This is a genomic window from Acidithiobacillus sp. TH-A36 (assembly GCF_057473445.1).
This window is the reverse complement of sequence record NZ_JBYCKP010000188.1, coordinates 1-1,974: the sequence shown is the minus strand read 5'-3', so window position 1 is coordinate 1,974 and position 1,974 is coordinate 1. Positions and strand designations below refer to the sequence as shown.

The window sequence follows — 1,974 nt, the reverse complement described above, 5'->3', positions numbered from 1 at the left end:
TCAGGATCGTCATTCGCCCTACTGGAGTCTCGATACCTATCGGATCGCGGCAGAGGATGCCGGGGTGCCTGCGAATGTTTTTGCCATCGGCATCCATATGGAGCCCGTAAGCACATGGTTTTTCGGGACGTGAAAATCATGGCAAAAGCCAGGATCCGCAAAACCCCCTCGCTCATTATTTGCGGCCATTACGTCCTGAATCCCGGCGACGTGCAGGGGAATTACAGTGAATTTTTCCAGATGGCCAATGCGCTGGTGTCGCGTTGCATCTCCGAAAATAAATTAGGGGGACGCTCTTGAGCACGACACTGAACGACCAACTGTATCGGCTGCTGGAACGGCATAGTCTCGATACGCTCTTTCCCTGGTATGCCTGGGATGAAAATTTCAAACTGGTTTACATGGCGCATGGCTATGTCGGTTGTGTGATGGTCTGTAACCTGTTTTCAGGCATGGATGACAGTATTACGAATGAACTGGAATCGGCCTGGTCCATGAATCTGCCGCCGGACACCTTTATCCAGATCATCGGGATGAATGTTCCAGACGTGCAAAAACAAATGCTCCAGTACCAGTCTGCACGCAGCGCCATAGGCCATGATGTCGGATTAACGCAGGAACAGCGCAGTCTGCTCCATGGTATTACCCAAAAAACCGTTGAATACTTTGACAGTTATCATGCGGCGAAAGAGCCAGTCTTCCGGGATTCTGGTGTGCCGCTGACAGAGAGCCAGGTCTATATCGCCATCAAGATGCCCGTAGCGGAATATCCGACCGATGCCGAGATTCAGATGGTCCACGAGCGAATCACGTCCTTTCAGTCGAGTATGAACAGCTTTGCACCAGAACGCCTTTCCAGAGGACAGACCCTCGCCCTGTGGCGGCGTTTCGTGCATATCCGGGGGAACTGGTTTGACGGGGAGGATCCTCATCAGCTTTTGCGGGATCAGATATTGGGGCCGGGTGACGCCGTAGATGATCGCTCCGATCTGTTCTCTATCCAGCATGGCGACGGCATGAGCGATGTGATCAAGGTGCTTTCGATCAAAAGTTTCACCCGACCTATCAGTGTGGCTTCCACGAATTTCCTGATGGGGGATCCACTGGGTAAGGGGGGCCAACTCCTCACGCCAACCGCCGTGGTGTTGACCGTTCGCTTGCCGGATCAGGTGAAGAAACGGAATGAACTGAACAGCAAGCAGGTGATCACCAACATGCAGGCACGGGGCCGCATGGCCAAGTGGTCGCCCCGGCTGGGAATGCGAAAAGAGGGCATCGACTTCCTGATTCACGCGCTGGATAGCGGTGAACATGCCCTGGAAATGAATCTGACGGGGATTATCTGGGGAAAAACCCAGGAAGAAGCCGATAAAGCCGCCAAAGCGTTTATTACCAATGGAGCTAAAGGCGGTTTCACTTTTCTGGAAGATAATTTCCTCGCATTGCCCATGTTCCTCAATGCGCTCCCGTTGTTTCCGGATGAACAAAGCCTGTTCATGACCAAGCGGATGCTCTCCGGAACGACCGCACAGGCGGCGGTTTGTGCACCGCTTCTGGTGGATTGGACCGGAAATGTGCAGGACAACCAGCGCATGACGGTACCCGGTGCCGGGACCATCTTCATAACGCGCCGTGGGCACCCGCTCTTCTTTGATCTCTATGCGTCCGAGTCCGGATATAACTTCGTTCTGGCCGGACGTACCCGTTCCGGCAAGTCCGTGACTGCACAGCAACTCATTACCGATCAACTCGGCCTCGGTGCCCAGGCCTGGGTCATTGAAATAGGTCGGTCCTTTGAAAAGCTCTGCACCATGTTCGGCGGCGATCATATTGATCTGCGTCCCGATATGGAGATCGGACTGAATCCCTTTACCGTAGTGGAAAATCTGCACGATGAAATGGATGAACTGGTCGGCATCTTCGGGACCATGATCTCTCCCAGCGGCCAGTTGAGCGACCGCGACCTGAACATCA

At 53.9% G+C, this 1,974-nt stretch carries 2 protein-coding genes; both read left to right on the top strand.

The genetic code is table 11. The features are described from left to right. The first annotated feature begins 138 nt into the window (after nucleotides 1-138). Complete coding sequence (locus AC2VLY_RS05050; protein WP_486921871.1) at nucleotides 139-300, top strand: hypothetical protein; 162 nt, start codon at nucleotides 139-141, stop codon at nucleotides 298-300. Continuing rightward, nucleotides 297-1,974, top strand: a 1,678-nt coding sequence (locus tag AC2VLY_RS05045) for a TraC family protein (RefSeq protein ID WP_486921870.1), incomplete at its 3' end; no start/stop codon positions are given. The genes AC2VLY_RS05050 and AC2VLY_RS05045, both read left to right, overlap by 4 nt.

Coding starts and splice junctions, on each gene's coding strand:
- AC2VLY_RS05050 (WP_486921871.1), top strand. CDS start 139: ATGGCAAAAGCCAGGATCCGCAAAACCCCCTCGCTCATTATTTGCGGC.